At 73.4% G+C, this 26,884-nt stretch carries 23 protein-coding genes and 1 pseudogene; 16 read left to right on the top strand and 8 right to left on the bottom strand.

What is annotated here, in order from left to right; all coding sequences use genetic code 11:
* Positions 1 to 12: 12 nt before the first annotated feature.
* Complete coding sequence (locus IF28_RS0105150; protein ID WP_030214533.1) at positions 13 to 1,815, bottom strand: ABC transporter ATP-binding protein; 1,803 nt, start codon at positions 1,813 to 1,815, stop codon at positions 13 to 15.
* Positions 1,816 to 1,909: 94 nt separating this feature from the next.
* On the opposite strand from IF28_RS0105150, the gene IF28_RS0105145 reads away from it, so the two are divergent.
* The 5 genes from IF28_RS0105145 to IF28_RS0105125 all read left to right on the top strand — a co-directional run bounded on the left by IF28_RS0105145 (position 1,910) and on the right by IF28_RS0105125 (position 7,390).
* Positions 1,910 to 2,383, top strand: coding sequence for a MarR family winged helix-turn-helix transcriptional regulator (locus IF28_RS0105145; RefSeq protein WP_030214531.1), 474 nt, complete (start codon positions 1,910 to 1,912; stop codon positions 2,381 to 2,383).
* 161 nt (positions 2,384 to 2,544) lie between these two features.
* The gene (locus IF28_RS0105140) at positions 2,545 to 4,368 is read left to right on the top strand and encodes an ABC transporter transmembrane domain-containing protein (RefSeq protein WP_030214528.1); all 1,824 of its coding nucleotides are present in this window, start codon (positions 2,545 to 2,547) and stop codon (positions 4,366 to 4,368) included.
* Positions 4,365 to 6,146 (top strand): ABC transporter ATP-binding protein, encoded by a 1,782-nt coding sequence (locus IF28_RS0105135; RefSeq protein ID WP_030214526.1) that lies wholly within the window; start codon positions 4,365 to 4,367, stop codon positions 6,144 to 6,146. Before IF28_RS0105140 ends, IF28_RS0105135 begins: the two co-directional genes overlap by 4 nt.
* 503 nt (positions 6,147 to 6,649) lie before the next feature.
* A complete protein-coding gene (locus IF28_RS0105130; protein WP_030214523.1) occupies positions 6,650 to 7,120 on the top strand; it encodes a DUF5709 domain-containing protein in 471 nt (156 codons plus the stop codon).
* A 15-nt stretch (positions 7,121 to 7,135) separates the two neighbouring features.
* On the top strand, positions 7,136 to 7,390 hold the full coding sequence (locus IF28_RS0105125; RefSeq protein WP_030214520.1) for a type B 50S ribosomal protein L31: 255 nt from the start codon (positions 7,136 to 7,138) through the stop codon (positions 7,388 to 7,390).
* Between the two features lie 20 nt (positions 7,391 to 7,410).
* Here IF28_RS0105125 and IF28_RS0105120 read toward each other — a convergent pair whose 3' ends face one another.
* Positions 7,411 to 8,205 carry a metal-dependent hydrolase gene (locus tag IF28_RS0105120; RefSeq protein ID WP_030214517.1) on the bottom strand — a complete coding sequence of 265 codons (795 nt, stop codon included), beginning with the start codon at positions 8,203 to 8,205 and terminating at the stop codon, positions 7,411 to 7,413.
* A 94-nt stretch (positions 8,206 to 8,299) separates the two neighbouring features.
* Here IF28_RS0105120 and IF28_RS0105115 point away from each other — a divergent pair, with 94 nt between their 5' ends.
* Positions 8,300 to 10,864, top strand: a complete 2,565-nt coding sequence (locus tag IF28_RS0105115) for a DEAD/DEAH box helicase (protein WP_078620850.1) — start codon at positions 8,300 to 8,302, stop codon at positions 10,862 to 10,864.
* A gap of 19 nt (positions 10,865 to 10,883) precedes the next feature.
* On the top strand, positions 10,884 to 11,750 hold the full coding sequence (locus IF28_RS0105110) for an acyl-CoA thioesterase (protein ID WP_030214511.1): 867 nt from the start codon (positions 10,884 to 10,886) through the stop codon (positions 11,748 to 11,750).
* A gap of 24 nt (positions 11,751 to 11,774) precedes the next feature.
* Here IF28_RS0105110 and IF28_RS0105105 read toward each other — a convergent pair whose 3' ends face one another.
* Complete coding sequence (locus IF28_RS0105105; protein WP_030214508.1) at positions 11,775 to 12,686, bottom strand: DUF6397 family protein; 912 nt, start codon at positions 12,684 to 12,686, stop codon at positions 11,775 to 11,777.
* A 124-nt stretch (positions 12,687 to 12,810) separates the two neighbouring features.
* The gene (locus IF28_RS0105100) at positions 12,811 to 13,218 is read right to left on the bottom strand and encodes a roadblock/LC7 domain-containing protein (protein WP_030214503.1); all 408 of its coding nucleotides are present in this window, start codon (positions 13,216 to 13,218) and stop codon (positions 12,811 to 12,813) included.
* 123 nt (positions 13,219 to 13,341) lie between these two features.
* Between IF28_RS0105100 and IF28_RS0105095 the strand changes: the two genes are divergently transcribed.
* The 4 genes and pseudogenes from IF28_RS0105095 to IF28_RS0105080 all read left to right on the top strand — a co-directional run bounded on the left by IF28_RS0105095 (position 13,342) and on the right by IF28_RS0105080 (position 16,111).
* Positions 13,342 to 13,770: a PPOX class F420-dependent oxidoreductase gene (locus IF28_RS0105095; RefSeq protein ID WP_030214500.1), complete on the top strand. Its 429-nt coding sequence runs from the start codon at positions 13,342 to 13,344 to the stop codon at positions 13,768 to 13,770.
* Positions 13,771 to 14,067: 297 nt separating this feature from the next.
* Positions 14,068 to 14,666 (top strand): annotated as a pseudogene (locus tag IF28_RS36145) (class I SAM-dependent methyltransferase).
* A gap of 123 nt (positions 14,667 to 14,789) precedes the next feature.
* Positions 14,790 to 15,077 carry a hypothetical protein gene (locus IF28_RS0105085; protein ID WP_030214493.1) on the top strand — a complete coding sequence of 96 codons (288 nt, stop codon included), beginning with the start codon at positions 14,790 to 14,792 and terminating at the stop codon, positions 15,075 to 15,077.
* A 140-nt stretch (positions 15,078 to 15,217) separates the two neighbouring features.
* Positions 15,218 to 16,111: a hypothetical protein gene (locus tag IF28_RS0105080; RefSeq protein WP_030214490.1), complete on the top strand. Its 894-nt coding sequence runs from the start codon at positions 15,218 to 15,220 to the stop codon at positions 16,109 to 16,111.
* Between the two features lie 394 nt (positions 16,112 to 16,505).
* Here IF28_RS0105080 and IF28_RS0105075 read toward each other — a convergent pair whose 3' ends face one another.
* Positions 16,506 to 16,688 carry a hypothetical protein gene (locus IF28_RS0105075; protein WP_030214487.1) on the bottom strand — a complete coding sequence of 61 codons (183 nt, stop codon included), beginning with the start codon at positions 16,686 to 16,688 and terminating at the stop codon, positions 16,506 to 16,508.
* Between the two features lie 320 nt (positions 16,689 to 17,008).
* On the opposite strand from IF28_RS0105075, the gene IF28_RS0105070 reads away from it, so the two are divergent.
* Positions 17,009 to 19,828 (top strand): SNF2-related protein, encoded by a 2,820-nt coding sequence (locus IF28_RS0105070; protein ID WP_078620877.1) that lies wholly within the window; start codon positions 17,009 to 17,011, stop codon positions 19,826 to 19,828.
* Positions 19,825 to 21,096, top strand: coding sequence for an SWF or SNF family helicase (locus IF28_RS0105065; RefSeq protein WP_030214482.1), 1,272 nt, complete (start codon positions 19,825 to 19,827; stop codon positions 21,094 to 21,096). Before IF28_RS0105070 ends, IF28_RS0105065 begins: the two co-directional genes overlap by 4 nt.
* A gap of 29 nt (positions 21,097 to 21,125) precedes the next feature.
* On the opposite strand, the gene IF28_RS37500 is transcribed toward IF28_RS0105065, so the two are convergent.
* Together IF28_RS37500 and xylA are read right to left on the bottom strand one after the other, a co-directional pair.
* Positions 21,126 to 21,515, bottom strand: a complete 390-nt coding sequence (locus IF28_RS37500; protein ID WP_030214479.1) for a hypothetical protein — start codon at positions 21,513 to 21,515, stop codon at positions 21,126 to 21,128.
* Positions 21,516 to 21,707: 192 nt separating this feature from the next.
* Complete coding sequence (gene xylA / locus IF28_RS0105055) at positions 21,708 to 22,874, bottom strand: xylose isomerase (protein WP_030214476.1); 1,167 nt, start codon at positions 22,872 to 22,874, stop codon at positions 21,708 to 21,710.
* 113 nt (positions 22,875 to 22,987) lie between these two features.
* Between xylA and xylB the strand changes: the two genes are divergently transcribed.
* The 3 genes from xylB to IF28_RS0105040 all read left to right on the top strand — a co-directional run bounded on the left by xylB (position 22,988) and on the right by IF28_RS0105040 (position 26,585).
* Complete coding sequence (gene xylB / locus IF28_RS0105050) at positions 22,988 to 24,433, top strand: xylulokinase (RefSeq protein ID WP_030214473.1); 1,446 nt, start codon at positions 22,988 to 22,990, stop codon at positions 24,431 to 24,433.
* A gap of 157 nt (positions 24,434 to 24,590) precedes the next feature.
* Positions 24,591 to 25,802, top strand: coding sequence for an ROK family transcriptional regulator (locus IF28_RS0105045; protein ID WP_030214472.1), 1,212 nt, complete (start codon positions 24,591 to 24,593; stop codon positions 25,800 to 25,802).
* A 387-nt stretch (positions 25,803 to 26,189) separates the two neighbouring features.
* A complete protein-coding gene (locus IF28_RS0105040) occupies positions 26,190 to 26,585 on the top strand; it encodes a luciferase family protein (RefSeq protein WP_030214471.1) in 396 nt (131 codons plus the stop codon).
* Between the two features lie 6 nt (positions 26,586 to 26,591).
* Here the strand turns inward: IF28_RS0105040 and IF28_RS0105035 are convergent, their stop codons facing one another.
* Entirely contained in the window at positions 26,592 to 26,786 is a 195-nt protein-coding gene (locus IF28_RS0105035; protein WP_030214470.1) for a hypothetical protein, read from the bottom strand.
* Positions 26,787 to 26,884: the final 98 nt, after the last annotated feature.

Here is a 26,884-nt window from a genome sequence, read left to right as displayed (position 1 = left end):
CCCGGCATATCTTCATTTTGTCGGCTCGAGTTGGGCGTCACGGCGCACCAGGGCGGCGTAGCGCCCGCCGCGCTCCAGCAGTTCGTCGTGCGTGCCGCGTTCCACGGCCCGGCCGGCGTCGAGGACCACGATCTGGTCGGCGCCCCGGACGGTGGACAGGCGGTGGGCGATGGTGATCGTGGTGCGGTCGGCCGACAGGGCGTCGATGGCCCGCTGGACGGCCGCCTCGGTACGGGTGTCCAGGGCGCTGGTGGCCTCGTCGAGCACCAGGACCGGCGGGTCGCGCAGGATGGTCCGCGCGATCGCGAGGCGCTGCTTCTCACCACCGGAGAAGCGGTGACCACGCTCTCCGACCACCGTGTCGTATCCGTCGGGCAGGGCGGCGATGTGGTCGTGGATCTGGGCGGCCCGCGCCGCCGCGCGCAGTTCCTCGTCCGTGGCGTCGGGCTTGGCGAAGCGCAGGTTGTCCGCGACCGAGGCGTGGAAGAGGTACGTCTCCTGGGAGACGACGCCCACCGCGCGGGCCAGCGTGTCGAAGTCGAGGTCGCGGACGTCGACGCCGTCGAGGGTGACCCGGCCGTCCGTCACGTCGTAGAGCCGGGGCACGAGGTGGCCGAGCGTGGACTTGCCGGCGCCGGTCGGCCCGACCACGGCGAGACTGCCGCCCGGCGGGACGGTGATGCCGATGCCGTCGAGGACGGGACCGCCCTTGCCGTCGTAGCCGAAGGTGACGTCCTCGAAGCGGACCTCGCCCTTGATCCGGTCGAGGCGGACCGGGTCCGGGCGCTCGGTGATGTCGATCGGGAGGTCGAGGTACTCGAAGATGCGCTGGAAGAGCGCGAGCGAGGTCTGGATCTGGACGCCGGTGGACAGCAGGCTCACGGCCGGGCGGAACAGGCCCTGCTGGAGCGAGACGAAGGCGACGATGGTGCCGATGGAGACCTCCGGCCCGCCCGCCCGCAGGGTGATGCCGGCCGTCCAGTAGATGATCGCGGGCATGGCGGCCATGACGATCGTGATGACGGCCATGCGCCAGCGGCCGGCCATGTTCGACCGCACCTCGAGGTCGACCAGGCGCTCGGACTCGTCCGAGAAGGCGCCGGTCAGGGAGTCGGAGCGGCCCATGGTGCGGCCGAGCAGGATGCCGCTGACCGAGAGCGACTCGGTGACCGTGGCGGCCATCGCGGCCATCTGCTTCTGGCGCTGGGTGGTGATCCGCTTGCGTTCGTTGCCGACGCGGCGGCTGATCCAGACGAACACCGGGAGCAGGACCAGCGAGACGACGGTCAGCCGCCAGTCGAGCGCGAGCATCGCGACGACGGTGGCGACCACGCTGGTGAGGTTGGAGACCAGGGAGGTCGCCGTGGAGGTGACCGTGGCCTGCATGCCGCCGATGTCGTTGGCGATGCGGGACTGGACCTCGCCGGTGCGGGTGCGGGTGAAGAAGGCGAGCGACATGCGCTGGAGCCGGCCGTAGACGGCGGTGCGCAGGTCGTGCATGACCCGCTGGCCGACGGTCGTCGAGATCAGCGTCTGCAGCACGCCGAAGACGCTGGTGAGGACGGCGCTGAGGATCATGCCGAGGGCGAGCAGGCTGAGCAGCCCGGTGCGGCCCTCGGGGATGGCGACGTCGAGGATCGCCTTCAGCAGGAACGGGGTGGCGACCGAGACCAGTGACGCGGCGCCGACGAGGAGGCCGACGACCGCGAGGCGGCCGCGGTAGGGGTGGAAGAGCCTCAGGATGCGCCGCACCTGCCGGGGCTGTTCCTCGGTGCCGGCAGGCGGGGTCCAGGCGGGTTCGTGATCGGGGTGCATGGTCTCCTTCGGAGGACGGGCGCCCGGGGGCGAGCGGAGCCTGGCTCATTGTTACCTATACTCACAATGAACGTCATCCTGATATTGTTCCCGTATGACCGCTCCCGATCCCGACGGCCTGCTGGCCGAGCAGCTGCTTCGGCTGACCCGCCGGGTCCACCGCATCCAGAAGCGCCACCTGGAGCGGCGCGAACTCGGCATCACCCCTGCCCAGTCGCGGCTGCTGCGTACCCTCGCGCACTACGGCTCGCCGCCGCGGATGGCCGATCTCGCCCAGCGGCTGGAGGTGGTTCCCCGGGCGGTCACCACGCTGGTCGACGGTCTCGAGGCGCACGGCAAGGTGCGGCGGGTGCCGGATCCGGCCAATCGGCGGGTGATCCGGATCGAGCTGACCGACGACGGACGCGCGGCACTGCGGGAGCTGCGCGCCGCGCGTCGCTCGGCCGCCGAGGAAATCCTGGCCCCGCTGGGGGAGGCACAGCGCGAGGAGCTGGGCGCCCTGCTGAACACGCTGATCGACGGGCCGGTCCCCTCACGGTGCGGTGACGCGTCCGCCCGACCTGTGTGACGGCGCCGCCGGTTCTGTGCGGTCGTGGGGAAAACCGTTTGCCTCCCGGTACGTAGCGGGGTCAACCTGTCACGGTTTGCTGCCTCCGCCGGTGGAGGGCTCCGCCCGCCCCGGCCTCCTCCCCGATTCCACCGCCTCCTGATCCGAGCCACTGGGACGTCATGCAGATCCAAGACCTTCCGTATCCCGACCCGGGGGTGCCCGACGCGCGCTCGGGTCCCCGATTCCTGTGGTGGCTCTTCCGCAACCAGCTGTCCGGGCAGCTCACGTCGCTGGGCTGGGGCCTGCTGCACTTCGTCTCGGTCGCCTCGCTGCCGTTCTGCGTCGGTGCCGCCGTCCAGGCCGCCGTCGACCGCTCCGGCGGCGGGCTCGCGCTGGCCGGCGGACTGATGGCGCTGGCCTGCGCGGGCAACGCGATCGGTGACACCTTCCTGCACCGCGCCGCCGTCACCAACTGGATCACCGCCGCCGCCCGCGTCCAGCAGCTGCTGGCCCGCAGGGCCGCGACGCTGGGGTCCGCGCTGACCCGGCGGGTCGCCGCCGGTGAGGTCGTGGCGGTCTCCACCGGGGATGTGGAGAAGATCGGCTGGTTCGTGGAGGCCCTGTCCCGGTTCACCGCGGCGGCCGTCACCATCCTGCTGGTCTGCGCCGGCCTGGTGGTCTACGAACCCTCGCTCGGGGTCGTCGTCGCCGTGGGACTGCCGGTGCTGGCGATCGCGGTGCTGCCGCTGCTGCCCCGCGCCACCCGGCGGGCGGACGTGCAGCGCGAGAAGGCCGGCCGGGCCACCGAACTGGCCTCCGACACCGTCGCCGGACTGCGCGTACTGCGCGGCATCGGCGGCGAGGAACTGTTCCTCGACCGCTACCGCCGTGCCTCCCAGGAGGTCCGCCACGCCGCCGTGCGCAGCGCGCGCATGTGGGCACTGATCGCCGCGATCCAGGTACTGCTGCCGGGAATCCTGCTGATCACGGTCGTCTGGTACGGCGTCCATCTCGCCCGGGAGGGCCGGATCGGCGTCGGTGAACTGGTCACCGTCTACAGCTCGGTCATGGTGCTCACCTATCCGCTGCGGCACTTCGAGGAGATCGCGATGGCGTACTCCTTCTCGCGCCCCTCGGCCAAACGGGCCGCGCGCGTGCTGTCGCTGGAACGGGCCACCGACACCGGGGGATCCCGCGCCGCCGAGGCTCCGTCCGGGGACCTGCACGACCCGGCGACCGGGCTGCTCGCCCCCTCGGGCCGGCTCACCGCCGTGGTGTGCGGGGACCCGGACGCGGCGGGGCGGCTGGCCGAACGGCTCGGCGGACACCCCTCCGAACCGGGCACACCGGTGCTGCTCGGCGGCGTGCCGCTCGACGAACTGCCCCTGGACTCGGCCCGCGGGGCCGTCCTCGTGCAGGACAAGGACCCGGTGCTGCTCTCCGGCACCCTGCGCGAACTGCTCGACGTGCCGGCGTCCGGTGCCGTCGACCCGCGCGACGCGCTGGACGCCGCGCAGTGCGGGGACGTACTGGCGGCACTGGTGCAGGGCTCGGTGGACGCCGACGACCCGATGGACGCGCGGATCACCGAGCGCGGGCGGTCCCTGTCCGGCGGGCAGCGCCAGCGGCTGGCTCTGGCCCGGTCGCTGGTCACGGACCCGGAGGTGCTCGTCCTGGACGAGCCGACCTCGGCCGTCGACTCGCACACCGAGGCCCGTATCGCCCAGGGCGTGCGCGAGCTGCGGGCGGGGCGCACCACCGTGGTGTTCACCTCCTCCCCGCTGCTGCTGGACCGCGCCGACGGGGTGGTGTTCCTGCACGGCGACACCGTCGCGGCCGTCGGTGTCCACCGCGATCTGGTGCGCACCGAGCCCCGGTACCGGGCCGTGGTGACGCGCGAGACCGAGGACGAGGCCGCGCCGCTCGACAAGCTGGACAAGGACGAGGTCCTGCACCGGCTGGAGCGGCTGGAAGAGCTCGAAGAGATCGAGGAGACAGCATGATCGGCGTGGCGCCACCGGCGTACGACCCGGCGGCCCCCACCGCGGCCAGCACGCTGCCCGTGGGCGCGCCCGCGACCGTCCGCGCCTACGTGGCGGAGCTGCTGCGCAGGCACCGCCGGGCCTTCCTGCTGCTGATCACCGTGAACACCATCGCCGTGATCGCCTCGATGACCGGCCCGTACCTGCTGGGCGGGCTGGTGGAACGGGTCGCGGACCGGGAGCGGGAGCTGCATCTGGGGCTCACGGTCACCCTGTTCGTGCTCGCGCTGGCCGTCCAGGCGGCGTTCGTACGGCAGGTCCGGCTGCGCGGGGCGATGCTCGGCGAGCGGATGCTGGCCGATCTGCGCGAGGACTTCCTGGTGAGGTCGGTCGGGCTGCCGCCGGGCGTGCTGGAACGGGCCGGCACGGGTGATCTGCTGTCGCGGATCACCACCGACATCGACCGGCTCGGCAACGCCATGCGCGAGGCCGTGCCGCAGCTGGCCATCGGTGTGGTGTGGGCGGCGCTGCTGCTGGGCGGTCTCGTCGTCACGGCGCCGGTGCTGGCTCCGGCCGTGCTGGTCGCCGTGCCGCTGCTGGTGGTCGCCTGCCGCTGGTACTTCCGGCGGGCGCCGGCCGGCTACCGCTCGGAGGCCGCCGGGTACGCCGCCGTGGCCGCCTCGCTCGCCGAGACCGTGGACGCGGGGCGGACCGTGGAGGCGCACCGCCTCGGGGAGCGGCGCATCGCGCTGTCCGACCGGCGGGTCGCGGAGTGGACGGCGTGGGAGCGCTACACGCTCTGGCTGCGGTCGGTGCTCGTCCCCGCGATCAACATCACCCATGTGACCGTGCTCGGCTCGGTGCTGATGATCGGCGGGGTGTTCGTGCTGCACGGCTGGATCGGTGTCGGCCAGCTGACGACGGGTGCGTTGATCGCGCAGATGCTCGTCGATCCGGTGGGGCTGATCCTGCGCTGGTACGACGAGCTGCAGGTGGCTCAGGTGTCGCTGGCCCGGCTGGTCGGGGTGCGGGACATCGAGCCCGACGCCGGTGACGCCGGGCTCGCCCCCGACGGACGCCGGGTGCACGCCGACCGGGTGCACTTCGGCTACCGGGAGGGCGTGGACGTCCTGCGCGAGGTGTCGCTCAAGGTCGCCCCGGGGACCAGGCTGGCGCTGGTCGGCCCCTCGGGCGCGGGCAAGTCCACGCTGGGCCGGCTGCTCGCCGGGATCTACGCGCCCCGGGACGGCCGGGTCACCCTCGGCGACGCCGAGCTGTCCCGGATGACGGCGGAACGGGTCCGGGAGCATGTGGCGCTGGTCAACCAGGAGCACCACGTCTTCGTGGGCTCCCTGCGCGACAATCTGCGGCTCGCCAGGACGGAGGCGGTGGACGCCGAACTGTGGGCGGCGCTGGGCGCGGTCGACGCGGACGGCTGGGCCCGCGCCCTCGGGGAGGGGCTGGACACCGAGGTCGGCTCGGGCGGGTTCGCGCTCACTCCGGCCCAGGCCCAGCAGATCGCGCTGGCCCGGCTGGTACTGGCCGACCCGCACACGCTGGTCCTGGACGAGGCGACATCGCTGCTCGACCCGCGCGCGGCACGTCACCTGGAACGCTCCCTGGCCCGTGTCCTGGACGGCAGGACCGTCGTCGCCATCGCCCACCGTCTGCACACCGCCCACGACGCGGACGTCATCGCCGTCGTGGAGAACGGCCGCATCAGCGAACTCGGCAGCCACGACGATCTGGTCGCGGCGAACGGCGCGTACGCGTCCCTGTGGCGCTCCTGGCACGGCTGACCGGGCCCCGTGCCGAACCGGCCCCGCCCGACGGCACGCAAACGCGCACTTCGGTGCCCGGGCCGCCCGCTCCGAGCCCGGTACCCGGCCGGTGCGGCCGGTGCGGCCGGGTGGTGGGCATGCCCGCCCCGGACCGGGGCTCGGGCGTCCCGGTCCGGGGGCGGGGAGAACGCGGGCGGTGCGGCTGGGTGGACGGGCTGAGACGTCGGGGCTCGGGCGTCCCGGTCCGGGGCGGCCGGGACGCGGGTCGGCGGTCGGCCGGGGTTCCGGTGTCTCGTAGGGCTCGGGGGATCGTCCGAGGTGAGAGGTTCGCGGTCGTGGTCGTGACGCGTCGGGGCCGGGTGTGGCGTTGCGGGGTGGGGAGGTCCGGTGGAAGGGTGGAGTCAGGCATCGGTTCGGGGGCCCGGGCCCGGAAGGGGTACCGGGGGCGCCGGTGTGCCGCACGGACGGCCCGGTGCGGGCCGCGGCGGGAACGGGCCCGCCCCCACTCTCTGGAGGTACCCGTGAACAGCGCCGACGGTTGGGGAGACGACGTCTACCAGCCCGACGCGTCCGAGGTTCAGGACGACGCCGGACTGCTGGACGCCGAGGACACCCTGGAGAACGACGGCGTCGCCGACCCCCTCGACCGGGGCTGGTCCCCTCCGGAGCGGCCCTGGGCCGTGGAGCACTACGGCGTGACGGCGGCGGAGCGCCAGGAGGGCGAGACGCTGGACCAGCGGCTCGCCGAGGAGCTGCCCGACCCCGCCGCCCTCGACGACGACGGCATCGGTGATTCCTCCGGCACCGACGGGGAACCCCTGGACAACGAGGTCGGCGGCACACGTTCCGGCCGTCTGGTGGCCCCCGACGAAGGGGCGCACGAGGACGAGGAGGAGGCCCTGGTCGCCATGGACGTCGGCATCGACGGCGCGGCCGCCTCCGCCGAGGAGGCCGCCGTGCATGTCGTCGACGAGGACAACCTGCCGGGCTGACCCCGAGGAGCATTCATGCAGCAGGACAAGCACCCCGACTACCACCCGGTGGTCTTCCGGGACCGTGCCGCCGGTTACGCCTTCCTCACCCGGTCCACCGCGACCAGCGAGCAGACCATCGAGTGGGACGACGGCGAGACCTACCCGGTGGTGGAGGTGGAGATCTCCTCGGAGAGCCACCCCTTCTACACGGGCCGGGCCCGGACCGTGGACACGGAGGGCCGGGTCGCCCGCTTCGAGCGCCGGTACGGCGGTGCAGGCGCCGACTGAGTCGGTGTCCCGCCCGGGACTCAGATCACGTTGAGCGCGGCGGCGCAGCCTATCCCGCCGAGGATCATGAACACCGGCATCAGCACCTTCAGTTCGACCCAGCTGCCGGCCCGGAAACGCATCGCCTTCGGCGGGCCGATCGGGTACCAGCGCTTGCGGCCGACCGGTATCGGCCACAGGATCGGGCAGCCGGAGACGGTCAGCGCGTCCCCGATGTCGTGCACCAGGGCGCCCAGCACGATCGGCAGCCCCAGCCACAGGTACTCCTGGCCGGGCGCGGTGAACAGCCAGTCGGAGCCTTTGCCCGGCTGGTCCAGGATGCCGGCGAGGATCCAGGCGCTGGTCGCCGCCAGCAGCCACACCAGGACGTCGCTGCTGGAGCCTCGCGTCGCCCGCCACAGCAGGCCCTCGATGGCCAGCACCATGTGCACGAAGAGGATGGCCAGCACCGCCCAGCGCCCGCCCGCGATGGCCAGGGCGGCGGTGCCGGAACCGATCAGGACCGCCCACAGCCAGGTGTGCGTGAGCGTGCGGTGCCCGCCGGAGCGGCGGGGGTCGCCGGGCTTCCTGGTGGACTTGTAGACCGCGTAGGACAGTTTGTCGACGATCTCGCACAGCCAGCGGGAGAGAGGTCCGAAGGCCCGCGAGATGGTGGCCGCCTTGTGGTCCAGGTCCGGGGCGAGCGCGGCGCCGGCGCAGATCAGGGCACCGGCCAGGAGCACCGGCCAGGGCATGGCGTGTCCGGCGGCGGCCGTCGCCGCGCCGACGCCCAGCCAGGCCGCCGCGCCCGACAGTGAGTGTGCTGGTCCCATCATTGCTGCTGCCCGCCCCATTTCTCGTTCGCCGCTGGCCGGTTGGCCCGGTGCGTTGCCGCTCCGCCGGCGACACAGCGTAGCGTTCGCGATCTTCGTGCCCGCAGCCGATTCCCCTCTCGGGCCGGCGGGCAGGCAAGATGGGGGCGTGACCCTCATCGATCAGCTGCCTCCGACCGCCGACCCCGATGCCCTCTACGAAGCCTTCGAGTCGTGGGCGCGGGAGCGCGGTCTCACGCTCTACCCCCATCAGGAGGAGGCGCTGATCGAGGTGGTCTCGGGGGCGAACGTGATCGTGTCGACGCCCACGGGCTCCGGCAAGAGCATGATCGCGGCGGCGGCCCACTTCGCCGCCCTGGCGCGCGACGAGGTCACCTTCTACACGGCGCCCATCAAAGCGCTGGTGTCGGAGAAGTTCTTCGAACTGTGCAAGATCTTCGGCACGGAGAACGTCGGCATGCTCACCGGCGACGCGTCCGTCAACGCCGACGCCCCGGTGATCTGCTGCACCGCCGAGGTACTGGCGTCCATCGCGCTGCGCGACGGCAAGAACGCCGACGTGGGCCAGGTCGTGATGGACGAGTTCCACTTCTACGCGGAGGGGGACCGCGGCTGGGCCTGGCAGATCCCGTTGCTGGAGCTGCCGCAGGCGCAGTTCGTGCTGATGTCGGCGACGCTCGGCGATGTCTCCTTCTTCGAGAAGGACCTCACCCGCCGCACCAACCGCCCGACGTCGGTGGTCCGCTCGGCGACGCGGCCCGTCCCTCTCTCCTACGAGTACCGGTACACACCGCTCACCGAAACGCTCACGGATCTGCTCGAGGCCCGGCAGGCGCCGGTCTACATCGTGCACTTCACGCAGGCGCAGGCGGTGGAGCGGGCGCAGGCGCTGATGAGCATCAACATGTGCACGCGTGAGGAGAAGGACCGGATCGCCGAACTGATCGGCAACTTCCGCTTCACCACCAAGTTCGGCCGCAATCTCTCCCGTTACGTCCGGCACGGCATCGGTGTGCATCACGCCGGCATGCTGCCCAAGTACCGGCGGCTGGTGGAGAAGCTCGCGCAGGCCGGCCTGCTGAAGGTCATCTGCGGCACGGACACGCTCGGCGTGGGTGTCAACGTCCCCATCCGGACCGTGCTGTTCACCGCGCTGACCAAGTACGACGGCACCCGCGTGCGCACGCTGCGGGCCCGCGAGTTCCACCAGATCGCGGGCCGCGCCGGACGGGCCGGCTTCGACACCGAGGGCTTCGTGGTGGCGCAGGCGCCGGAGCACGTCGTCGAGAACGAGAAGGCGCTGGCGAAGGCCGGCGACGACCCGAAGAAGCGCCGCAAGGTGGTGCGCAAGAAGGCGCCCGAGGGCTTCGTCGCCTGGAGCGAGCAGACCTTCGAGAAGCTCATCGGCTCCGAGCCGGAACCGCTGACCTCCCGCTTCCGGGTCACGCACACGATGCTGCTGTCGGTGATCGCGCGTCCCGGCAACGCCTTCGAGGCGATGCGGCGGCTGCTGGAGGACAACCACGAGCCCCGCAGGCAGCAGCTCAGGCACATCCGGCGGGCGATCGCCATCTACCGCTCGCTGCTGGACGGCGGCATCGTCGAGAAGCTCGACCGGCCGGACGCGGAGGGCCGCATCGTGCGTCTCACCGTGGACCTGCAGCAGGACTTCGCGCTGAACCAGCCGCTGTCCACGTTCGCGCTGGCCGCGTTCGAGCTGCTGGACCCGGAATCGCCCTCGTACGCGCTGGACATGGTGTCCGTCGTGGAGTCCACGCTGGACGATCCGCGCCAGATCCTCGCCGCCCAGCAGAACAAGGCGCGCGGTGAGGCGGTGGCCGCGATGAAGGCCGACGGGGTCGAGTACGAGGAGCGCATGGAGCGCCTCCAGGACGTCACCTACCCGAAGCCGCTGGAGGAGCAGCTCTTCCACGCGTACAACACCTACCGCACGAGCCACCCCTGGGTCGGTGACCATCCGCTGTCGCCGAAGTCCGTGATCCGGGACATGTACGAGCGGGCGCTGACGTTCACCGAGTTGGTGTCCCACTACGAGCTGGCCCGTACCGAGGGCATCGTGCTGCGGTACCTGGCGAGCGCCTACAAGGCGCTGGAGCACACCGTCCCGGACGATCTGAAGTCGGAGGACCTGGAGGACCTGATCGCCTGGCTGGGCGAGACGGTGCGCCAGGTCGACTCCAGTCTGCTGGACGAGTGGGAGCAGCTGGCCAACCCGGAGGAGATGACCGCCGAGGAGGCGCAGGAGAAGGCCGACCAGGTCAAGCCGGTCACGGCCAACGCGCGTGCCTTCCGCGTCCTGGTCCGCAACGCCATGTTCCGCCGGGTCGAGCTCGCCGCCCTGGACCGGGTGAACGAGCTGGGCGAGCTGGACTCCGAGGGCGGCTGGGACGCGGACGCCTGGGGCGAGGCGATGGACAAGTACTGGGACGAGTACGAGGAGCTCGGCACCGGTCCCGACGCCCGCGGGCCGAAGCTGCTGCTGATCGAGGAGCAGCCGGAGAACGGGCTGTGGCGGGTGCGGCAGATCTTCGACGACCCCAACGACGACCACGACTGGGGCATCAGCGCCGAGGTGGACCTCACCGCCTCCGACGCGGAGGGCCGCGCTGTCGTCCGGGTCACCGACGTCGGCCAGTTGTGAGCACAGGAGCATCTCACCCATGACGAATCCGGCCGAGAGCCTCGTCTCCCTGCTCGATCTGGAGCAGATCGAGGTCAACATCTTCCGTGGCCGCAGCCCGCAGGAGTCACTGCAGCGGGTCTTCGGCGGCCAGGTGGCCGGCCAGGCCCTGGTCGCCGCCGGCCGCACCACGGAGGGCGACCGTCCGGTGCACTCGCTGCACGCGTACTTCCTGCGTCCGGGCAGGCCCGGGGTGCCGATCGTGTACCAGGTCGAACGGGTGCGGGACGGCCGGTCGTTCACGACCCGGCGGGTCACCGCGGTACAGCAGGGCCGCACGATCTTCACTCTGACCGCCTCCTTCCACAAGCCTGAACAGGGGAGTTTCGAGCACCAGCTGCCGCCGGCCCGTGAGGTCCCGGACCCCGAGTCGCTGCCGACGGTCTCGGACGAGATCCGTGAGCATCTGGGCGCGCTGCCGGAGCAGTTGGAGCGGATGGCGCGCCGCCAGCCCTTCGACATCCGTTATGTGGACCGGCTGCGCTGGGATCCCGACGACGTCAAGGGCGCCGAGCCGCGCAGCGCTGTGTGGATGCGCGCGGTCGGCCCGCTCGGGGACGATCCGCTGGTGCACACCTGCGCTTTGACGTACGCCAGCGACATGACCCTTCTGGACGCCGTGCGGATCCCGGTGGAGCCTCTGTGGGGGCCGCGCGGCTTCGACATGGCGTCGCTGGACCACGCCATGTGGTTCCACCGCCCGTTCCGCGCGGACGAGTGGTTCCTGTACGACCAGGAGTCGCCGATCGCCACGGGCGGGCGGGGTCTGGCCCGCGGCCGGATCTACGACGTGGAGGGCCGGATGCTGGTGTCCGTCGTCCAGGAGGGGTTGTTCCGGGCGCTGTAGTCACGGGCTCCGGGGCGCCAGGGGTCACCGGCTTCCGCGCCACCACCTCGCGAACAGGCCGCGGGGCGTCTCGCGGGCCGGTTCCTCGGCGGGCGGCGCCGGATGGGCCGGTGCGGGGTGGTGGTGAGTGGGACGGGGTGCCGGCCGACGGGTCCGGGCCTCGTGCGTCAGCCTTCTCAGATCGGCCTGCAACCAGGCGATCTCGTCCGGGTCCTGAGCGGTCATGAGTTCCTCCGCCAGGTCCGCGGCGGGTGAGCCGGGAGCGCCGTGGGACGGCGGCGGCCGGCGGAACCGGTCGAGGTGGGAGCGGTCGTAGGCGTCCTGGACCGCTTCCGACACATGCTGCGGGTCGAGCAGCGACGCCACGGCTCCGGCGCGCTCCCAGGGGCCGTCGGCCTGGCGGAGCAGGAAGCCCAGCTGCCGGGTGCGCCAGTTGCGCGGGCGCAGGTCGATGCCGGTGTCGAGTTGGCTCCTGAGGCTCTCGGGCGTGCGGCCCGTCAGCAGGGGCACGTTCTCGCTGTCGGCCGTGAACAGGCACAGCTCCTCGGCCAGATAGAGCCAGACCACGGCCCGGTAGCGGTTCAGGTAGTACTTCACCGGCACCAGCAGTCCCAGCCGCGCCAGGCGGGTGAACCGGGTCTTGGTCACGCCGATGAGGGCGGCGCCCTCCGTGGTGCCCACGGCCCGCACACTCCGGTGCAGGGATTCCGGGAACCCGGGCCCGGCCCGGAGCCGCTCGATCTCGGCGCGGGCGACCCGCCGGCCTCCGCCGCCGGTGGTCGTACGAACGCGGCCGAGCTGTACGGCGAGGTCGAACTCGGTCGGCTTGAGTCCGAGTTCGCGGGCCGCGCGGCCCGTGCCGACCCAGGTGTCCCGTGCCGCGGCGGGCCGGTCGGCGGTGGCGGCCTCGTACGTGATGGTGTGCTGTCCGGACATGCTCGTCTCCCCCGTGGAGTGTGGGCGGCCGGCGCCGGGTGCGCCGCTCGAAAAACCGTAGCCGCTTTGTCACTCTCCGTGGCGAGCCTGTGGATAACTCCACGGCGAAGGACGAACGTGCAGGTCAGAGCTCTGTGCCGGGTTCCGGCCGACGGGTGTCCACGTCCAGATGCTCGCCGACCCGGTTGACGAGCAGCGTCATCTCGTACGCGATGTGGCCGATGTCGGCCTCGGCACCGCTGAGCACGCACAGGCAGCTGCCGCTGCCGGCCGCGGTGACGAAGAGCACCGCTTCGTCGAACTCGATCATCGTCTGCCGCACCCCGCCCGCTCCGAAGTGCCGGCCCGAGCCCTTGGCGAGGCTGTGCAGTCCGGACGAGACGGCGGCCAGGTGCTCCGCGTCCTCCCGCCGCAGTCCGGTGCTCGCGCCGGTCACCAGTCCGTCGTTGGACAGGACCAGTGCGTGCCGTACGTGTTCGACGCGCTGGGTCAGGTCGTCCAGCAGCCAGTCGAGTCCCCGCTTCTGCGCCATGTCGTGTGTCTCCCCCTGGTCTCTTCCCCGTGGTCTGCCCCGTGTGCCGTCCCCTCGTGTCAAGAGGGTCCCGCGCCGCCAGCCTTCCCCACGACCGTGCGCCCGGCAAGGAGAATGGGAGCCATGGGAGACAAGATGACCGAGGAAGAGTGGCGGGAGTTCGTCTCGTACGGCACCCGTACCGCGAAGCTCTGCACCGTCCGTGCCGACGGCAGCCCTCATGTGGCACCGATCTGGTTCCTCGTGGACGGGGACGAGGTGGTGTTCAACACCGGCGCGCGGACCGTGAAGGGACGCAATCTGGCACGTGACGGACGGGTGTCCCTCTGCGTGGACGACGACCGGCCGCCGTTCTCCTACGTGGTGCTGCAGGGCAGGGCGCGGCTCTCGGAGGACCCCGGGGAACTCCGGCACTGGGCCGCCAGGATCGGCGCGCGGTACATGGGCGAGCAACGTGCCGCGGAGTTCGGGGAGCGCAACGGGGTGCCCGGAGAGCTCCTCGTCCGCGTCGGCATCGAGAAGATTCTGGCCGAAAAGGGCGTCGCGGACTGATCGCCGGCCGCGCGGGAGCGCGTCCCACCGGGTCGGGCAGCCGGGCGGCGCGCATCCGCCCGGCGTCCCCGGCGTGCCCTTCCCCGAGTGCGGCTCGCGTGCGTCGCACGGCACGACGGTGATTTCGGCGTCCAGGCCGGGCACGCGCCAGGCGTCGCGCGCGCGTGATGACGCCGGGCTCCCGCACGGCGGTCGACGGCGCCGAAAGGGATCCGCGAGGGCCGGAACTCGCTGCTGCCGGCCGCCGGGGCCGCGGTCGGGGTCGGGGAGCCGTCCCGGTGAGGAATCATGCGGAGCATGAGCGACGACCACACACACGTCCAGGAGTTCTTCACCGCGCGTGCCGCCGACTGGGACCGCCGCTTCCCCGACGACGGTCCCGCCTACGCGGCCGCGGTCGCCGAACTCGGGCTGCGCGAGGGCGGACGGGTACTCGACGCGGGCTGCGGCACCGGGCGGGCGCTGCCCGCGCTGCGTGTGGCCGTGGGGCCCTCGGGCGTCGTCCTCGGCGCGGATCTGACACCCGCCATGCTGCGGGAGGCGGCGCGGGCCGGCCGGGACCGCGACGGCGCGCTGCTGCTCGCCGACGTCGCCGCGCTCCCGCTGCGCCCGGACGTGCTGGACGCCGTGTTCGCCGCGGGCCTCATCGCCCATCTGCCCGATCCTGCGGGAAACCTCCGGGAGATCGCGCGGGTGGTCCGGCCCGGTGGCGTGCTCGCGCTGTTCCATCCGATCGGCCGGGCCGCGCTCGCCGCCCGGCTGGCCGCACGATCACCCCGGACGACCTCCGCGCGGAGCCCAACCTGCGTGCGCTGCTCTCCCGTTCGGGCTGGCACATGACGTCGTACGTCGACGAGGACACCCGCTTCCTGGCACTCGCCGTCCGCACGGACTGAACGCCCCGGTCACGCCCCGCGCCCTGCTGCCCTCTTCTGCCGTCGGGGCCGCGACTCTACGTCGGCCGCCAGGAGTTGGACGTCCGGCGCGGACGACCGCACCCGGGAAAGGGTGAACCGTATGTGGGGTCGGGTTCGGAGAATCGGCGGCACAGCGACCGGCGGTCCGGGTGCGGCGGGGGGGGCGGGCGGCGTCCGCACAACCTGTTCGAGGCCGCCGCCGCGTACGTCTCGGCCTGCGCGGAGGACGACCAGGACCGGATCGACGAGGCGGCCGGGTGGGTGTCACCGGAGGCCCTGTCGTTCGGGGTGACCGAACTGGCGTGCCGGGCGGTCGTCGCGCTCGCGCGGGAGCGCGACGAGTCTCCGGGGACGGTCGCGCGGGCGCTGCTGGGGCTCCCGGCCGTCTGAGGCGTCCGCCGGCGCATGGCCGATTTCGCCCCGTCGGGGCGGAAACCTGCAGCTCCGGACGTGGGTACGGGGGGTCGTGACAAGCGGCTCGGGGTCGGCATAGGGTGCGCGCCGGTGGACGAACCGATGGGGAGGCTGGGATGGCCGGCACGGACGAGGAGGCCTTGGCGGCCGCGGACGACGCACTCTATGTGCTCACCGCCGCGCTGCTGACGCCCGCGAAGTTCCCGAGCGTGCTGGGCGACGACTACCCGGAGGCCTGTACGGCGCTCGGCCTGCCGCCCCTCGCCGACGGGTACGGGCTGGTGCTCGGACAGGACGGCGAGGGTGCCCGGTGGACCGTCGTCGTGGACGACGTCTCGCTGGTCGCCGTCGCGATCGCGTCCTGGGACTGCGGCATGGAGCACGATCTGTCGCCGGACGAGCGCACGGTCGTCGCCGCGCTGCCCGGCTGGCCCCTCGCGGTCGCCGTCGCGGCGCCGAACGTGCCGGCGCCGCACGATCCGGGCCCCGAGGTCGTGGACGGGCCCCGGCTGACGCCGCCGGACGTGCAGGTCTGGGGACCCGCCCAGCGCCGGCTGGGCGCGGACGAGATCGCGCTCCAGTGGGCGGTCTGGCGGGAGCAGGTCGACGACGCGGCGTTCCCGCAACCGGGAGGACCGGCCCGTACACCCGACGCCGAGGAGCCCGCTCGGGACGGCGACGGGGACGAGGCGGGGGACAGTGCCGAGAGCGGAGCGGGCGACGGCCCGGTGGTACGGCCGGGGCACCCCGGGATCCGGCAGGTGCTGGCGGAGGCCCGCGCGTACGTCGACTCGCCGCCGCCGCTCGGCCGGGTCCGCTCGGCCTTCGCCCCGGGCGGCGCGCGCATTCTGCGTGCCGACGGACCCGGGTGGTCGCTGGTCGCCCGGACGGACGACATCGCGTTCGTCCTGCTCGACGACGAACCCGGCGAGGTCCTGCCGGTGGGCCGGGGCCCGGAGCTGCCGGGCCTCCTCGAGGCACTCGACCGGATGGCCGTACGGCCGCTCTGAGCGCACGCGGCCCCGGACGGCGTGACGAGTGGCGGCCGGCTTCCGGCGGCGTGTGCGACGCCCCGCGCGTGACCGTCGTTCTACCCGGCGCGTCGGGCGGCCGATGCCCCCTGCGCGGCGATCCGGACTCGCTACCGGCCAAGGCCGTCGGCTCCGGAGCCGTACGACGCCATGGCCGCGCCGCTCCCGCACCGTGCGGGGCGGCACGCGCGTCGACGGGCCGCACGACACCCTTCCGGACGGCCCTCTCACCGCCCGGCGTTCGGCCCGCCGGCCACGTGGGTGGAGCGGGGAGCCGCGCCGTCCGCGGACCCGCCAGTCGGTGGGCGCGCGGACGGCGGCATGGTCGGCTCCCGCGCGCCGGGTTCCGGTGAGGCGGTGGCGCGACAGTGCCTCAGCGGCCCAGCTCCTTGCGCGAGACGCGCCGCAGCCGGCGCCGCTGCGCGGGGTCCAGGGTGAGATACGCGGCGGCGGGAACTCCCAGGATGATCAGAAGCGCGGCCCACCAGGGCAGCAGGAAGAACATGACGAGTCCGACCGCCACACCCCCTGCGGCGATCTTGGCGTTCTTTGACATGAGTGTCGCCTCCTTCGCGGCCACTGCCGCTCTCTGCCGTGAAAACGGACCCGCGCTCCCGGCGGTTCCGGACCGCGACCCTGAGACGTCCCTGAGGTGTGGCCCCTAAGGTCTCCGAGCACCATGAGCACCTGTCGTGAGCCCCCGCGCGGCGGGCTCACGACGCGCCTCCATGGTGACTCGGCTCACAGCACAGGCATACCCGGCCGACGCCACCCGTGCTGTACCCTCGGCGATTCCGACTCCGCTAGTCAAGTTTGAGGTCTCTTCTCATCACTGCGCTGACGACTTCCCCGGCGTCCTCCTCCGCACTCTCCGAGCTGGCGGATTCAGCAGCTGTCCTCCTTCCCGGCGACCCCGCACGCACGGGGCGGGTGGCCTTCTGGCGGCCGGACGGATCGTCTCCTCCTGCCGTGGACGGGGCGTCTGCCGAGCGGCTGACCGTCGTCGTACCCGGCGACGACGGGGTCGAGACGGTGCGGGTGCCCGCCACCGTGCTACCGGTGCGCCTCGCGCTTCCGCTCCTCACGCGTGCGCGCGCCGACGGTGCCGCCGCCCACCGGGCCACCCGGTTCTGGGGCGACGCCGCCGTGCACGCCCTGCGGCTGGTGGCACGCGGCCTGCTGCTGCCCGGCCTCTCCCCCGCCGACCACGACGCCTGGCGCGTCGGCCCGCTGGACGCGCAGGACGTGGAGGCGATCCGGCGGCTCGCCGCGGCGATGCCGCCGGAGGCCCACGCGACACCGCTGGACGGCACCGGGCCGCCCCGCCTGCCCGACCCCGAACGGCTGCTGCGCGCCTTCCTCGACGCCGTCGCCGACACGCTGCCCCGCTCCCCCGCCGCCCACCTCGTGACCGGCACCGCCGCGTTCGCCGCGACGGAGCCGGGACGGCTGCCCGAGCTGCGGACCTGGGCCGCCGACGTCGCCGCGGGCCACGACGCCGGCGTACGGCTGTCGCTGCGGATCGAGGTGCGCGGGCTCGTGGACGCGGCCGACCTGGCGGGGGTCTCCTTCCGGGCCGTCCTTCAGATGCACGGCGTGGGCGACCCCGCGCTCGTGGCGGACGCCGGCGAGGTGTGGGCGGGGGTGTCCGACGCGGACTTCGGCCCGCGCGCGCGAATGGACGCCCTGCTGGCGCTGCGCCGCGCGGCGCGCGCCTGGGCATCGCTCACCCCCCTGTTGTCGGCGACCGTGCCGGACGCGGTGGACCTGGCGGAGGAGGACGTCACCGAACTGCTCGGCGAGGGCGGTCGGGCTCTCGCCGGGGCGGGCGTCGAGGTGCACTGGCCCAAGGAGCTGGTCCGGGAACTGACCACGCGCGCGGAGGTCGGTCCCGCCGACGACGAGCCGGGGCGCGGGAGGACCGGACCCGCGGACGGGCCGTCGTTCCTGTCCGCCGACGCGCTGCTGGCGTTCGACTGGTGGTTCGCCGTGGGCGACCGGCGGCTCACGCGCGAGGAGCTGGACCGGCTCGCCGAGGCGAACCGTCCTCTCGTCCGGCTGCGCGACCAGTGGGTGCTGATCGACCCCCGGGAGCTGGCCCGGGCCCGTGCGCGCAAGGACCGGAAGGTCACGCCGGTCGACGCGCTCGGCGCGGCGCTGACGGGCTCCGTGGAGGTGGACGGCGGCCGGATCGAGGTGCGGCCCACCGGGTGGCTGGCGGCGCTGCGGGACCGGCTCGCGGACCCCGAGGCGCAGGAGCCGGTCGAGCAGCCCGCCGCGCTCGACGCCACACTGCGGGACTACCAGCGGCGCGGCCTGACCTGGCTGGCCCGCACGACCTCCCTGGGTCTGGGCTGCTGTCTGGCCGACGACATGGGACTCGGCAAGACCATCACCCTCATCGCCCTGCACCTGCACCGCCAGAGCGACCCCGAGTCCGCGGGCCCCACGCTCGTGGTCTGCCCGACATCGCTGATGGGCAACTGGCAGCGGGAGATCGAACGCTTCGCGCCCGGCACCCCGGTACGCCGCTTCCACGGCGCACGGCGGGCGCTGGACGACCTGGCCGGCGGCGAGTTCGTGCTCACCACGTACGGCACCATGCGGCTGGACGCCGAACGGCTCGCCGCGGTCCCCTGGGGCATGGTCGTCGCCGACGAGGCCCAGCACGTGAAGAACCCTTACTCCTCGACGGCGCGTGAGCTGCGTTCCATCGGCGCACGCGCGCGCGTGGCGCTCACCGGCACGCCGGTGGAGAACAACCTGTCGGAACTGTGGGCCATTCTCGACTGGACGACCCCCGGTCTGCTCGGCCGGCTCGGCACCTTCCGCCGGCGGTACGCCGACGCCGTGGAGGGCGGTCAGGACCCGGCGGCGGCCGAGCGGCTGGCGCGTCTGGTACGGCCCTTCCTGCTGCGCCGCCGCAAGTCGGACCCCGGGATCGCGCCCGAGCTTCCGCCCAAGACGGAGACAGATCACGCCGTCTCCCTCACCCCGGAGCAGACGGGACTGTACGAGGCCGTCGTGCGCGAGGCGATGGCCGCGATCGCCGAGGCGGACAGCATGGCGCGGCGCGGACAGATCGTGAAGCTGCTGACCGGACTGAAGCAGATCTGCAACCACCCGGCGCAGTTCCTCAAGGAGGAACGGCCGGTGATCGCCGGGCGGTCGGGGAAGCTGGAGCTGCTGGACGAACTCCTCGACACGGTCCTCGCCGAAGGGGCCGGCGTCCTGGTCTTCACGCAGTACGTGCGGATGGCCCGGCTGCTGGAACGGCATCTGGCCGCGCGGGGCGTGCGCACGCAGTTCCTGCACGGCGGCACACCGGTCGCCGAGCGTGAGGCCATGGTGGGCCGCTTCCAGGACGGGGAGGTTCCGGTGTTCCTGCTGTCGCTGAAGGCGGCCGGCACCGGGCTGAACCTCACCCGCGCGGAGCACGTCGTGCACTACGACCGCTGGTGGAACCCGGCCGTCGAGGCACAGGCGACGGACCGCGCGTACCGCATCGGCCAGACCCGGCCGGTGCAGGTGCACCGCGTCATCGCCGAGGGAACCATCGAGGACCGTATCGCCGCGCTGCTGGAGCGCAAGCGTGAACTGGCCGACGCGGTGCTCGGCTCCGGCGAGGCGGCGCTCACCGAACTGACGGACGCCGAGCTGGCGGAGCTGGTCGAACTGCGAGGGGGATCGCGATGACCCGCTACGACGATGACGGGACCGACGCGGAGCGCACGTTCGCCGCGCTGCCGCCCGCGCGGGGGCGTGCCTTCGCGGTGACCTGGTGGGGCCGCGCCTGGCTGACGGCGCTGGAGGGCACGGCGCTGGACTCCGGGCAGCTCAAGGCGGGCCGCGCGCTGGCCCGCGCGGGCGCGGTCGGCGCGGTGTCCGTACGGCCGGGGCGCGTCACCGCGGTCGTACAGGACCGGGACCGTACGCCCCACCGCGCGGACGTACTGCTGCAGGAGCTGTCCGGGGAGCAGTGGGACCGGTTCCTGGCGATGGCCGCGGAGCGGGCCGGGCATGTCGCGGCGCTGCTCGACCGTGAGATGCCGACGCATCTGGTCGAGGACGCGGAGTCGGCCGGCGTCGACCTGCTGCCGGGGCTGGGCGATCTGGAGCCGGAGTGCGAGTGCGGTGCCTGGGACCACTGCGGTCATACGGCGGCGCTGTGCTACCAAATGGCCCGGCTGCTGGACCAGGACCCGTTCGTCCTCCTGCTGATGCGGGGGCGGGGTGAGCGCGCCCTCCTGGAGGCCCTCCAGGCCCGGGGCGAGGCGTCCGCGGGGCGGACCGCCCAGGGGCCGGACGGCGTGGACGCGGCCGAGGCCTACGCGGCCGGTGACATCCTGCCGTCCCTTCCGGCCCTGCCCGCGCTCCCCGCGGAGCCGGGGACCCCGCCGTCGCTGGACACCGAGGCCGCGCCCGCGGCCGGTGTGGATCCGTCCGCGCTGGAGTTCCTGGCCGCGCGGACGGCCGTACAGGCCCATCGGCTGCTCGCGGAGGCGCTCCGGGACGGGCACGGACGGCAGCCGGTGGCACCGGAGCCGACCGTCGCGCGGGACGCGGTGCGGCTGGCCGCCGGGGAGCCGCACCGCGCGGTGACCGAACGGCTCGCCGAGGGGTCCGGGCGGAGCCGGGAGGAGCTGGCCGTCGCCGTACGGGCCTGGCGGCAGGGTGGAACGGCGGCACTGGCCGTGCTCGACGAGGAGTGGGCCGTGGACGGCGAACGGCTGGCACGCGCGCGTGCCGCTCTCGAGTCGGCGTGGGACGAGGACGAGCGGCCGGTGCTCCGGGTCCGGGCCAACCGGTGGACGGTCGCCGGTGCGCCCGTCCAGCTGCGCCTGGACCGCGAGGGGCGCTGGTGGCCGTACCGCGGGGAACGCGGACGCTGGACCCCGGCAGGGGACCCCTCCCAGGACCCGGCGACGGCACTGGCCACGGCACAGGGCACCCCCGAGGGCTGACCACCGGCCAGGCCGGACATGGTGTGCCGTCAGGGCAGTTCCACATCGCCCAGGGACGGCAGGAGGGACTCCAGGCCGCTCGGCAGTCCGGTCGGGAAGCCCGACGGCAGTTCGGTGGGAAGGTCCGACGGGAGGTCGGTCGGGAAGCCGGAGGGGAGCAGGCTCGGCAGGTCGCCGGGGAGCTGGGTGGGGAGGTTCGGCGAGGTGCCGGTCGCCGTCCCGCTCGGCGTCCCGTCCGGCGGGCCGTCGTCTCCCCCGGCCATCAGTACGACGACGGCCACGGCCGCGATCACCGCGACAGCGGCGAACAGGAGGAGCACGGCCCTGTGTCCGCCCGGAGGCCTGGGCGATCCGGGCGATCCGGGCGGGCCGAAACTGCCGCCGTCCGGCGGCCGGGGCGGTACGGGTGGCGTGGCCATGCGCACCATGGTCCTCGCCGGGAGGGGAGCCGCGCGAGGACGCCGCACGGAAGTTGATACGAACTCAGGGCGCGCGTGCCATGAGTCCGTCGTACCCCGCGCGGAGCGCACGCCCAGGACGGCGCACCGCGCGTGCCTCGGGCCCGCCGTGGGATTCCCCCGCGGCGGGCCCTCACGCGTGACGGCCCCGGGTCAGCCGCGGGCGCCCAGCAGGTGGTCCATCGCCAGCTGGTCCAGGCGCTCGAAGGCCATGCCCCGCGCGGCGGCCGCGTCGACGTCGAAGTCCTCGAAGGCCGACCGGTCGTCGAGCAGGGACTGGAGGCCGTCGGCCGCCGTGGGCTGGGCCAGCTGGTCCAGACGGGACGCGGCGAGCGCCTCCTGCACCTCCGGGTCCGCACGGAACGCGGCGGCGCGCTCCTTGAGGATCAGGTAGTTGCGCATGCAGCCGGCCGCCGAGGCCCACACACCGTCGAAGTCCTCGGTCCGCGGCGGCTTGAAGTCGAAGTGCCGCGGGCCCTCGTACCCGGCCGACTCCAGCAGGTCGACCAGCCAGAACCCGGCGCGCAGGTCGCCCGCGCCGAAGCGGAGGTCCTGGTCGTACTTGATGCCGTTCTGGCCGTTGAGGTCGATGTGGAAGAGCTTGCCCGCCCACAGCGCCTGCGCGATGCCGTGCGGGAAGTTCAGCCCGGCCATCTGCTCGTGGCCGACCTCCGGGTTGACGCCGTACAGCTCCGGGCGCTCCAGGCGCTCGATGAACGCGAGGGCGTGGCCGACGGTCGGGAGCAGGATGTCGCCGCGCGGCTCGTTCGGCTTGGGCTCGATGGCGAAGCGGAGGTCGTAGCCCTGCTCGGTGACGTACTCGCCGAGCAGGTCGAAGGCCTCCTTCATACGGTCCAGGGCGTCGCGTACGTCCTTGGCGCCACCGGACTCGGCGCCCTCGCGGCCGCCCCACGCCACATAGGTCTGCGCGCCGAGCTCCGCCGCGAGGTCGATGTTGCGGATGGTCTTGCGCAGGGCGTAGCGGCGCACGTCACGGTCGTTCGCGGTGAAGCCGCCGTCCTTGAACACCGGGTGGGTGAACAGGTTGGTGGTGGCCATCGGCACCTTCATGCCGGTGTCGTCCAGCGCCTGCCGGAACCGCTTGATGTGCTCCTCGCGCTCGCTGTCGCTCGAGCCGAAGGGGATGAGGTCGTCGTCGTGGAACGTGACGCCGTGGGCGCCCAGCTCGGCCAGGCGCCGCACCGACTCGACCGGGTCGAGGGCACGCCGCGTGGCGTCGCCGAAGGGGTCCCGTCCCTGCCAGCCGACGGTCCACAGTCCGAAGGTGAACTTGTCCTCGGGGGTGGGCTGGTAGTTCATGCCGCGGCTCCTTGCTCGCTGAAGCTATTTCGTCATGGCGCTTTACAAATTAGTATGCAGGAACATTTCTGGGAAGAGACACACCCCGCCGAGTGCGGAAGAGGGAGAGACCGATGTCAGCAGCCGAGGGTCCGCTCGTCGTCGGCGTGGACACATCCACCCAGTCCACCAAGGCGCTGGTCGTCGACGTGGCCACCGGCAGGGTCGTCGCGAGCGGCCAGGCCCCGCACACGGTGACGTCGGGAGCGGGCCGGGAGAGTGATCCGCGCCAGTGGTGGGACGCCCTGTCCGAGGCGCTGCGCCAGTGCGGCGAGGCGGCGCACGAGGCCGCCGCGGTGTCGATCGGCGGGCAGCAGCACGGCCTGGTCACGCTGGACCGGCACGGGGAGCCGGTCCGCCCGGCGCTGCTGTGGAACGACGTGCGTTCCGCGCCGCAGGGCCGCCGCCTGATCGAGGAGCTGGGCGGCGCGAAGTTCTGGGCCGAGCGCACCGGAAGCGTGCCCGCCGCCTCCTTCACCGTCACCAAGTGGGCCTGGCTGGCGGAGCACGAGCCGGACGCGGTGCGTGCGACGAAGGCGGTCCGCCTCCCCCACGACTACCTCACCGAGCGGCTCACCGGGCAGGGCACGACCGACCGCGGCGACGCCTCCGGCACCGGCTGGTGGGCTTCGGGGACGGAGGCGTACGACGAGGAGATCCTCGCGCACGTGGGGCTCGACCCGGCGCTGCTGCCGCGCGTGGTGCGGCCCGGCGAGGTCGCCGGGACCGTGCGCGACGGCCACGGCCTGCCGTTCTCCAAGGGCACCCTGGTGGCGTGCGGCACCGGGGACAACGCGGCCGCCGCGCTGGGCCTCGGGGTGCGTCCCGGCACGCCGGTGATGAGCCTCGGCACCTCGGGCACGGTGTACGCGGTGACGCAGCGCAGGCCGGCCGATCCGACGGGCACCGTGGCGGGGTTCGCCGACGCGCGCGGCGACTGGCTGCCGCTGGCCTGCACGCTCAACTGCACGCTGGCCGTGGACCGGGTCGCGGCGCTGCTGAACCTGGACCGCGAGGCCGTCGAACCGGGGCGCGGTGTCACGCTGCTGCCCTTCCTGGACGGCGAGCGCACCCCGAACCTGCCCAACTCCTCCGGCCTGCTGCACGGTCTGCGCCACGACACCACCGGCGGCCAGCTGCTCCAGGCCGCCTACGACGGTGCCGTGTACTCCCTGCTGGCCGCGCTGGACCTCGTCCTCGACGAGGACGCCGACCCGTCGGCGCCCCTGCTGCTGATCGGCGGCGGCGCCCGGGGCACGGCCTGGCAGCAGACCGTACGGCGGCTGTCGGGGCGGGCCGTGCAGGTGCCGCAGGCGAAGGAACTGGTCGCGCTCGGGGCGGCGGCGCAGGCGGCCGGGCTGCTCACCGGCGAGGACCCGGCCGCGGTCGCCCGGCGCTGGGACACGGCGGCGGGCCCGGTGCTGGAAGCCGTGGAGCGGGACGAGGAGACGCTGGCCAGGCTGGCCGGGATACTCTCCGACGCGGCCCCGCTGCTGAACCGCGGCACGACCGCCGGCTGACGGCACCCGCCGGTGGGCCCGGCCGACCGTGCCTGCCGGCCCCGCACGGACCGGCAGGCACGAACCGCGGACACCGACCGGCCGACAGGCACAAGCCGGCAGGCCGTAGCGGCCGTCAGTACGCCGACGGCCGCAGAGACCGAGGAACGACGGAGGAATGAGCACACCGCCGCACAAGGCCCGCCCCCCGGCCGGTCCCGGGCGCGCGCTGCCCGACACGCAGCAGGGCATGCGCCGCCGCAACCTCTCGCGTGTGATGCACACCGTCAGCGCCGAGGGGCCGCTGTCCCGGGCCGCCGTCGCCTCCCGGATCGGACTGACCCGCGCGGCCGTGTCCACGCTGGTCGACGAACTCATCCGCTCGGGCCTGCTGGAGGAACTGGGCCCCGAGCGGCCCGGACGCGTGGGCCGTCCCGGCTTCGCGCTCGCGGTCAGCGGGCGCGGCCCCGCCGGGATCGGCGCCGAGGTGGGCGTCGACCACCTCGCGGTCTGCGCGGTCGATCTGCGCGGGCGGGTCCGGTCCCGGGCGGTCCGGCACGTACCCAACCGCGGCCGCTCCCCCGAGCCGGTGCTCGGCGAACTCACCGGGCTGGTGGAGCGGGTCGTCGCCGAGGCGGAGGGCGAGGGCCTGTGGCCGGCGGGGCTCGCCGTGGCCGTACCGGGTCTGGTCGCGCGTGACGCGCGGACCGTCGTACGCGCCCCGAACCTCGGCTGGCACGACACGGACCTCGGCGGTCTGCTGCCGGCCGGTCTGCCGCTCACCGTGGCGAACGAGGCCAACTTCGGTGCGCTGGCCGAGCTGTGGCTCGGCGAGGACACCCCGCGTGACTTCCTCCATGTGTCGGCCGAGGTCGGTATCGGCGCGGCGGTCGTCGTGGACGGGCGGCTGCTGCACGGGAACCGCGGTTTCGCGGGCGAGTTGGGCCATGTGCCGGTACGGCCCGAGGGGCCGCAGTGCGCCTGCGGCGGACGGGGCTGTCTGGAGCAGTACGCCGGTGAGGACGCGGTGCTGCGCGCGGCCGGACTGGAGCCGGGCGAGGACCGCGTCGGCCTCCTCGCGGGCCGCGCCGAGCAGGGCGACGCCGAGGTACGCGACGCCCTGCACGAGGCGGGAACGGCGCTGGGGATCGCCCTCACGGGAGCGGTCAACCTGCTGGACCCCGAAAGCGTGGTACTCGGCGGAGCCCTGTCCGGGCTCGCCCCCTGGCTGCTGCCGTCGCTCCGCTCCGAACTGGCCCGGCGCACCGCGGGACCGCCCTGCCCCGTCTCCGTGTCCCCGCTGGGCCCCGAGGGCCCGCTGCTGGGCGCGGCCCACTCGGTGGTCCGGGGCGTCCTGGACGACCCGGCGGCGGTGGCCGAACGGGCCTGACCCGACGAGCGGCCGGGGCGAGCGAACGAACCGATCCGGCGGTCGCCGCCCCTGGCCGAACGGACCCGGCCCGGCCGGCGACCGAGGGGACCGGGCGAAGCCGACCCCACGGGTCGCCGAGTCCGGCGAAAGGGCCCGGTCGGGCGGGGCGTTCCCCCCGACCGGTCGCCGAGCCGGGCGGGCAGACCCGGCCCGAAGGCGGCCCAGGTGGCCCGACATGCCTGTTCACCGGTGCGTCGAGGCCGGGCGAGCGGGGCCCCGGCCGTGGTGTCGTCGAGGGCGGGCGGCCCGGCGCGCGGGGCGGCCGCGCGGGTCCACGACCTCACCAGTCGATTACGAATCGCACAACTTCTGGTTGCCGGACGCCGAGCAGGCGACGATGGGCGCATGACACCGGCGCAGCGAGCCATGGAGCGACTGCTCACGTGGCCCGATCTCTCGGCCTGTCCGCCTCGTTGCGGTACGGGGCAGGCGCTGCGAAGCGCCCGGGACGAGATCGTCCACTTCCACTCCGCGCGGGACGTGGACCTCCACCTCACCCAACGCGCCGTCCAGCGCTTCCACTACGACCTGGGCGGCTCGAGTGCCATACAACTGGTGCCGGGTTCGGGCTGGGTGACGGTCCATCTCGACTGTGCCACGGACATCGACCTGCTGCTGAGTCTGGTGAGCGTCGCTCTCAAGGCCCACCAGAACCGGCCTCCGTCCGCCCTGCCCGCACCGGCCGGCTGCAACTTCCACCGCGTCACCGTGCTGCCGCGTGACGCGGTGGCCGACCGCTGAACCCCCTCACGGCCGCAGACTGCCGACGATGTCGGCCGTCGCCATGAGGCCACTGTGGATCGTGGGCGCGATGCTCGTGCTGGCCAGATAGAAGCCGAGCAGCAGACAGACCAGCGCGTGGGAGACCTTCAGCCCGCCGTTGCGCAGGAAGATCACCGCAAGGACCGAGAGCAGCAGCACCACAGAGATGGAAATCGCCATCGTCAACCTCCTCCGCCACATCCGTTTCGCGGCGTTCGGCCGCAAGTGTGGCGTAGCGGAGGGTTCGTCCGGGCGGCTGACCTGTCCGCCGAACGTGT

The sequence above is a fragment of the Streptomyces sp. NRRL WC-3626 genome, from assembly GCF_000718785.1.
GTDB lineage: Bacteria > Actinomycetota > Actinomycetes > Streptomycetales > Streptomycetaceae > Streptomyces > Streptomyces edwardsiae.
The sequence above is the reverse complement of the archived record's forward strand: the minus strand, read 5'-3'. Positions and strand labels throughout refer to the sequence as shown.